This is a genomic window from Brevundimonas sp. UBA7534 (assembly GCF_002479325.1).
In the GTDB taxonomy this organism is placed as follows: Bacteria; Pseudomonadota; Alphaproteobacteria; order Caulobacterales; family Caulobacteraceae; genus Brevundimonas.
Map to the genome: position 1 here is coordinate 1 of NZ_DLMO01000174.1, position 7,137 is coordinate 7,137.

At 68.0% G+C, this 7,137-nt stretch carries 7 protein-coding genes; 6 read left to right on the plus strand and 1 reads right to left on the minus strand.

Annotation, left to right across the window (positions count from 1 at the left end; genetic code table 11):
* Positions 1–2: 2 nt before the first annotated feature.
* Together B2U11_RS14535 and B2U11_RS14540 are read left to right on the plus strand one after the other, a co-directional pair.
* Positions 3–470: a pentapeptide repeat-containing protein gene (locus B2U11_RS14535; RefSeq protein WP_292072796.1), complete on the plus strand. Its 468-nt coding sequence runs from the start codon at positions 3–5 to the stop codon at positions 468–470.
* Between the two features lie 81 nt (positions 471–551).
* On the plus strand, positions 552–1,439 hold the full coding sequence (locus B2U11_RS14540) for a pentapeptide repeat-containing protein (RefSeq protein WP_292072799.1): 888 nt from the start codon (positions 552–554) through the stop codon (positions 1,437–1,439).
* Between the two features lie 73 nt (positions 1,440–1,512).
* Here the strand turns inward: B2U11_RS14540 and aspS are convergent, their stop codons facing one another.
* Positions 1,513–3,345 carry an aspartate--tRNA ligase gene (aspS, locus tag B2U11_RS14545; RefSeq protein ID WP_292072801.1) on the minus strand — a complete coding sequence of 611 codons (1,833 nt, stop codon included), beginning with the start codon at positions 3,343–3,345 and terminating at the stop codon, positions 1,513–1,515.
* Between the two features lie 146 nt (positions 3,346–3,491).
* Here aspS and B2U11_RS14550 point away from each other — a divergent pair, with 146 nt between their 5' ends.
* The 4 genes from B2U11_RS14550 to B2U11_RS14565 form a co-directional block, all read left to right on the plus strand.
* On the plus strand, positions 3,492–3,779 hold the full coding sequence (locus B2U11_RS14550) for a YciI family protein (RefSeq protein ID WP_292072803.1): 288 nt from the start codon (positions 3,492–3,494) through the stop codon (positions 3,777–3,779).
* 105 nt (positions 3,780–3,884) lie between these two features.
* Entirely contained in the window at positions 3,885–4,604 is a 720-nt protein-coding gene (locus B2U11_RS14555; protein ID WP_292072804.1) for a DnaA ATPase domain-containing protein, read from the plus strand.
* Positions 4,605–4,676: 72 nt separating this feature from the next.
* A complete protein-coding gene (locus B2U11_RS14560) occupies positions 4,677–5,183 on the plus strand; it encodes a DUF3617 domain-containing protein (protein ID WP_292072805.1) in 507 nt (168 codons plus the stop codon).
* Positions 5,184–5,287: 104 nt separating this feature from the next.
* On the plus strand, positions 5,288–7,137 hold a 1,850-nt coding region (locus B2U11_RS14565), incomplete at its 3' end, for an RNA degradosome polyphosphate kinase (RefSeq protein WP_292072807.1).

Consider the following 7,137-nt stretch of genomic DNA (forward strand, 5'->3'; position numbering starts at 1 on the left):
TGATCGCCGCCGCCCTGGCGACGCTCGCCACACCCGTTCTGGCCCAGAACGCCGGCCAGATCGCCAGCGTGCGCGCCGGCCGCAGTTGCGCCGGATGCAACCTGTTCCAGGGCGACTTCTCGGGCCTGGAGGCGCGCGGGCTGAACCTGTCGGGGTCGCGGCTGCGCCAGTCGGACCTGAGCCTGAGCGTGATGAACCGCACCCGCTTCTCCAACGCCGACCTGCGTGACGTCGAGGCCTATGGCGGCGTCTTCTCCAGCTCGAACTTTTCAGGCGCCAATCTGACCAACGCCAGTTTCGTCGGGGCCTATTTGGAGGGGGCGAACTTCTTGGGCGCGACCCTGTCCGGAACTAATCTGTCCGGCGCCCAGCTGGCGCGGGCCACCGGCCTGACGCAACGGCAGCTAGACCAGGCCTGTGGTGACGGCTCCACCGTCCTGCCCGGACGGCTTCGCATTCCCGCCTGCTGAGCGCCCGCAACCTGTCCGCGATTTAACGAAGTTACCTCGATTTAAGTAGGTTGCGTCGGGGTTTCGGGGCATTCAGGTCTCGTGAAACAGATCGCTCGACAATCCTCCAACCACCTCCGCGCCGCCCTGCTGGCGGTCGGCGGCGTGCTGGCCGCCTCGCCCGCCCTGGCCGGGGTGGAAATGAGCCTGCAGGATCGCGACGTGGCGCGTTCGGTCTCTCTAGGCGGATCCTGCAACCGCTGCGAACTGTCCGGCCGCAACCTGTCGGGCGCCACCTTCACCGGCGCCAGCTTCATGAACGCCACCCTGGTCGGCGCCAATCTTCGCGGCGCCGAGATGATGGGCTCCAACTTCACCGGCAGCGACTTCAGTCGCGCCAATCTGTCTGGCGTTCAGATCATCGGCGCCAACTTCTCCTCGTCCAACTTCACGGGCGCCAGCCTGGCCGGCGCCGAGGCCCAGGGCGCGTCGTTCGTTCGCGCCAACATGACCCGCGTCGATCTGTCGGGCGCCGAACTGCACGGCGTGAACTTCAATGGCGCCGCCCTGCCCGACGCCAACTTCGCCGGCAGCGAGCTGTTTGGCGCGACCCTCGCCAATGTGCGGGCGCCCGAAGCGAATTTCTCGGGCGCCGAGGTCACGGCCTCCAACCTGTCGAACGGCGACTTTTCGGGCGCGAACTTCTCCGACGCCAATCTGGATGGCGCGCGCCTGACCGGCGGCCGCTTCGGCCGGGCCAACTTCTCGGACGCTTCGCTGCGCCGGACCGACATCCGCGGCGCCGACCTCTCGAGCGCCAGAGGCCTGACACAGTCCCAGATCGCAGAGGCCTGCGGCGACGGCTCGACCCGCCTGCCCGGCCGGCTGACGGCCCAGGCTTGCCGCGGCGGCGTCAGGGTCATCCGCACCCCTCCGGCCCCGCCTGCGCCGCCCCGCGTTCGCAACCTGGTCATCGCCTCGGAGCGATAGCGTCGTGAAACGCCGGACATGAAAAAGGGGACGTTGCGGCGTCCCCTTTTCTTCGTCTTGCCTGACGCGCCGATCAGACCTTGATCGGCGGGGCGGTGCGGATGTGCAGTTCCTTCAGTTGCTTGTCCTGCACGGGCGACGGCGCGCTCATCAGCAGGTCCTCGCCCTGCTGGTTCAGCGGGAAGGCGATGACCTCGCGGATCGCCTGTTCACCCGCCAGCAGCATGACGATGCGGTCGATGCCGGGGGCAAGACCGCCGTGCGGCGGCGCGCCATAGCGGAAGGCGTTCAGCATGCCGCCGAACTGCTCCTCGACCACCGAGGCGTCATAGCCGGCGATGTCGAAGGCCTTCAGCATGATCTCGGCCTTGTGGTTCCGGATCGCGCCCGAGCAAAGCTCATAGCCGTTGCAGACGATGTCGTACTGATAGGCGCGGATGGTCAGCGGGTCCTGGGTCTCCAGAGCCTCCAGACCGCCCTGCGGCATCGAGAACGGGTTGTGGCTGAAGTCGACCTTCTTCTCTTCTTCCGACCATTCGAACATCGGGAAGTCGACGATCCAGCAGAATTTGAACTGGTCTTCGTCGATCAGCTTCAGCTCCGTGCCGACGCGTGTGCGGGCCAGGCCCGCGAACTTGGCGAACACCGAAGGCTGGCCGGCGACGAAGAAGGCGGCGTCGCCCTGACCCAGCCCCAGCGAGGTCATCAGGACCTCGGTCGGCTCCTGACCCAGGTTCTTGGCGATGGGGCCGCCCCACGACTGCTGATCGTCCGACCAGAAGATGTAGCCCAGGCCCGGCTGGCCCTCGCCCTGCGCCCAGGAGTTCATGCGGTCGCAGAAGGCGCGCGAGCCGCCGGTCGGGGCCGGGATGGCCCAGACGGCGTTCTTGTCGTCGGCGCCCAGGATCTTGGCGAACAGGCCGAACCCGCCGTCGCGGAAGTGGTCAGACACGACCTGCATCTTGATCGGGTTGCGCAGGTCCGGCTTGTCCGACCCGTACCAGGCCATCGCCTGGGCGTAGGTCAGGCGCTCGAAGCCCTTGTGTTCGAACGTGTCGCCGAAATCGTTGGTGAAGGTGTGGGCCTGGTCGATGGGCGAGACCGGCTTGCCGTCCGAAAACTCCTCGAACACGCCGTGCATGACGGGCTCGATGGCGGCGAAAACATCCTCTTGCGTAACGAAGCTCATCTCGACGTCGAGCTGGTAGAATTCCAGCGATCGGTCGGCGCGCAGGTCCTCGTCGCGGAAGCAGGGCGCGATTTGGAAGTAGCGGTCGAAGCCCGAGACCATCAGCAGTTGCTTGAACTGCTGCGGCGCCTGCGGCAGGGCGTAGAACTTCTCCGGGTGGAGACGGCTGGGCACCAGGAAGTCGCGCGCGCCCTCGGGCGACGAAGCCGTCAGGATCGGCGTCTGATACTCCAGGAAGCCCTGGCCGAACATGCGGTTGCGGATCGACTGGATCACGCGCGAGCGCAGCACGATGTTCTTGTGCAGGGTCTCGCGGCGCAGATCGAGATAGCGGTGCTTGAGGCGGATTTCCTCGGGGTATTCCGGCTCGCCGAAGACCGGCAGCGGCAGTTCCGCCGCTTCCGACAGGACCTCCACGCCCTGAACCCGCACCTCGATCTCGCCGGTCGGCAGGTTGGGGTTCACCACGGCGGCGTCACGGGCGACCACCTCGCCGTCGACGCGGATCACGCTTTCGGCGCGCAGGCGCTCGACCGCATCGAAGCCCGGCGTTTCAGGGTGCAGCACCAGCTGCGTCAGGCCGTAGTGGTCGCGCAGGTCGATGAACAGCAGGCCGCCGTGGTCGCGCTTCCTGTGCACCCAGCCGGACAGGCGGACGGCGGAACCGGCGTCGGAGGCGCGCAGGGCGCCGCAGGTGTGAGAGCGATAGGCGTGCATGAAGAATCGTCTGAACAAGGCCGCGCGCGCGGGGAAAATCGGAAGCGGCGTAGGGCGCATCATCGCCCCCGAAAGTCAAGGTTCGGGCCGTTGCAAACCGGGCGGAGGCGCGCGATAGCGGGCCATCGGATCGGAAAGCGTCCCCTATGTTCATCGTCACCATCACCTACACCCAGCCCATTGAGGCGATCGAGGCGAGGACGGCCGAACACCGCGCATGGCTGGATCAGCACGTGGCCAGCGGCCTGGTGGTGGCGGCCGGTCCGATGGTCCCTCGCACGGGCGGCGTCTTCGTGGTGTCCAGCGCCCTGACAAAGGACGCGCTGGAATCCCTGCTCAAGGACGACCCGTTCCAGGTCCACGGCCTGGCGGACTACGCCGTGACGGAATTCAAGGCCGGCAAGCTCAATCCGGCCCTCATCCCCTTCGCCTGACCGCCCGTCGCCGGGCGAAAACCATCCACAGGGGCGCGCGGCGCTCCCCGTAACCAACAGGGCGGTCCCGGCGCGGTTAACGGCCGCGTCTGCTATGCCGAAGTCATGTCCGCCCGCCCCGCCCCGGCCCGCGCGTCCGAGCGCACGCCCCCGCAGCAGCTTCGTCTGCCGCTGGAGAGCCACGGCGTGTCCGAGGCCCTGGTGGAGTCGGCTTGCAACGCCGAGGCGATGCGCGTGCTGGCGCGATGGCCCGACGGGGTCGGCTCGGTCCTGGCGCTGTCGGGGCCGGCGGGGTCGGGCAAGAGCCGCTTGGCCGCCGCCTGGGCCGAGCGGGTCGGGGCGATGGCGTTGCACGGCGCCGAGGCGGCGCTGATCGACCCGGCGGAGTTGGAAGGCCGCCCCGTGCTTCTGGACCGCGCGCAGGACGCCGACGACGAAAGCCTGTTCCACCTCATCAACCTGGCGGCGGCGGGCGGCGGCGCCTTGCTGCTGGTCAGCCGCGATCCGCCCCGCGCCTGGCCCAGCGCCCTGCCCGACCTGCGCTCCCGGCTGGACGCGATCCGCGCTGTGGCCGTCGAAGCGCCAGACGACGCCGTGATGGCGGCGATCCTGCGCACGCGCTTCGTCGAGCGCAGCATCACGCCATCCGAAGACGTGATCGACTATCTGGTGCGTCGCCTGGACCGATCGGCGGACGCGGCGAGCCGCGCCGTCGATCGGCTGGACGCCCTGCACCGGCCGGTGACGCGGGCGCTGGCCCGACTGGCGCTGGACAAGGATTCCTCGGACGCCTCAGACGGAAATCCGCCCCCGGGCGCGGCGTAGGGCAACCCCGCCTCAGCTTCGCCGTTTGACCACGGTGGAGCGGCCTGGCGCTCCGACAAAGGGAAACGTCCAATGCGCATTCAGATCGCCCTGATTTCCGCAGCCGCCCTGTTGGCCGCCTGTTCGAACAACAACGACGCCAAGGCGCCCGCCGAAACCGAAAACGCCGGCGCGCCTGCGGCGACGTCCGCGCCGGCGCCGACGCCGGGCCTATGGGAGCAAACCATCTCGGGCGCCGCGATGCCGCAGCCGACGACCTTCAAGGTCTGCGTCGGCCCCTCTCCCGAAGGGGCCAACCCCTTCAATGCGCCGCAGGAGGGCGTGACCTGCAGCGAGAACACCGTGAACCCCGCCCCGGGCGGCGCAACCTTCCGCTCTGTGTGTGAATCGCAGGGCATGACCGTCGCTTCGGACGGCAAGGTCGCGGGCGACCTGGGCTCGGCCTACAAGGTGGAGATCACCAGCCGCGTCACGGGCGCCAACGTCCCGCCGCAGATGGCCCAGATGAACACGACCATCGACGCCCGGCGCCTGGGCGACTGTCCCGCCGGCGTCGCGCCCAACACGATCGTCCAATAGACTTCGACGGGAAGGGCGGCGGGGGAGGTCCGGTCGCCCCGCTCGCTGCGGATTTCGTCTACCCCGCGCTTGCGGCCGTCACAGTCGCGCGCGACAAACGCCCCATGAGCGACGCATCCATCCATGACGTGACCCGAGGCCAGGAAGTCCCCGCCTCGCGCGCCCCGCAGTTGGCCCTGGATGAGGCGCTGATGGCGTCGCCGGCGCGCTTCTTCAATCGCGAGACCTCCTGGCTGGCGTTCAATGAGCGCGTGCTGGAAGAGGCGGCGAACGCGAACCATCCGCTGTTGGAACGGCTGCGGTTCCTGTCGATTTCGGCCAACAATCTCGACGAGTTCTTCATGACGCGCGTGGCGGGCCTGAAGGGGCAGCAGCGCGAGCGGGTGCGGGTGCTGTCGGCCGATGGCCTGACGCCGGCCGAACAGCTGGACCGGATCAACGTCTCGGCCGGCGAACTGATGGCCGAACAGCAGCTTCGCTGGCGCCAGCTGAAGAAGGAGCTGGCCACCGCCGGCATCGAGGTGGTCGATCGCGACCGCATCACCAAGACCGAGCGCGAACGGCTGGAGCCCGAGTTCCTGAACCAGCTGTTCGCCGTGCTGACGCCGCTGGCGATCGACCCGGCGCACCCCTTCCCCTTCCTGCCGAACCTGGGATTCTCCCTGGCGCTGAAGCTGAAGCGCGAGGGCGAGACCAAGACCTTCTACGCGCTGGTGCCGGTGCCGACGCAGGTGCGGCGCTTCTGGGAACTGCCGACGGACGGCCGATCCACCCCCGGTCGCAAGCGCTACATCTCGCTCGAGAACGTGCTGCTGCTGTTCATCGACCACCTGTTCCCCGGATGCGACGTCCAGGAAAAGGGCGTGCTGCGCCTGATCCGCGACAGCGACATCGAGATCGAGGAAGAGGCCGAGGATCTGGTTCTGGAGTTCGAGGAGGCGTTGAAGCAGCGCCGTCTGGGCTCGGTGGTGCGCGTGAAGATCGAGGCGTCCATGCCCGCCGATCTGCGCGACTTCATCGTCGGCGAACTTGAGGCGGCGCCGCAGGACGTGGTGCTGGTCGACGGCATGCTGGGGCTGGCGCAACTGGCCGAACTGATCCCCGGCGGCCACCCGGATCTGAAGTTCAGGGGCTACGAGCCGCGCTATCCTGAGCGCGTGCGCGACAACGGCGGCGACATCTTCGCCGCCGTCCGCGAAAAGGACATGCTGATCCACCACCCGTTCGAGAGCTTCGACGTGGTGGTCCAGTTCCTGCGTCAGGCGGCGCGCGACCCCAACGTGCTGGCGATCAAGCAGACGCTGTACCGCACCTCGAAGGACAGCCCCATCGTCGCCGCCCTGATCGAGGCGGCCGAGAACGGCAAGAACGTCACCGCCCTGGTCGAACTGAAGGCGCGCTTCGACGAGGAGGCGAACCTGCGGTGGGCCCGGGCGATGGAGCGCGCCGGCGTCCACGTCGTCTTCGGCTTCGTCGAGTACAAGACCCACGCCAAGCTGAGCGTGGTCGTGCGGCGAGAAGGCGACGGGCTGAAGACCTACTGCCACTTCGGCACCGGCAACTATCACCCGGTCACGGCCAAGATCTACACGGACCTGTCGCTGTTCAGCTGCGATCCCGTCTTGGGTCGCGACGCCAGCAAGGTGTTCAACTACATCACCGGCTACGCCACCCCGGACCACCTTGAAGCGCTGGTGGTGTCGCCCCTGAACATGAAGTCCACGCTGATCGAGCTGATCGGCAAGGAGATGTCGGCGGCCGCGATGGGCAAGCCGGCGGCCATCTGGGTCAAGCTGAACTCGCTGGTGGACGTCGAGATCATCGACGCCCTGTACCGCGCCAGTCAGTGGGGCGTGCGCATCGACCTGGTGGTGCGCGGCATCTGCTGCCTGCGCCCGGGTGTTTCGGGCCTGTCGGAGAACATCCGGGTCAAGTCGATCGTCGGCCGCTTCCT

Bases quoted from the DNA above. Each gene is read 5' to 3' on its own strand.
- B2U11_RS14555 (WP_292072804.1), top strand. From the start codon at position 3,885: ATGTCCGCCCGCCCCGCCCCGGCCCGCGCGTCCGAGCGCACGCCCCCG.
- B2U11_RS14550 (WP_292072803.1), top strand. From the start codon at position 3,492: ATGTTCATCGTCACCATCACCTACACCCAGCCCATTGAGGCGATCGAG.
- aspS (WP_292072801.1), bottom strand. From the start codon at position 3,345: ATGCACGCCTATCGCTCTCACACCTGCGGCGCCCTGCGCGCCTCCGAC.
- B2U11_RS14560 (WP_292072805.1), top strand. From the start codon at position 4,677: ATGCGCATTCAGATCGCCCTGATTTCCGCAGCCGCCCTGTTGGCCGCC.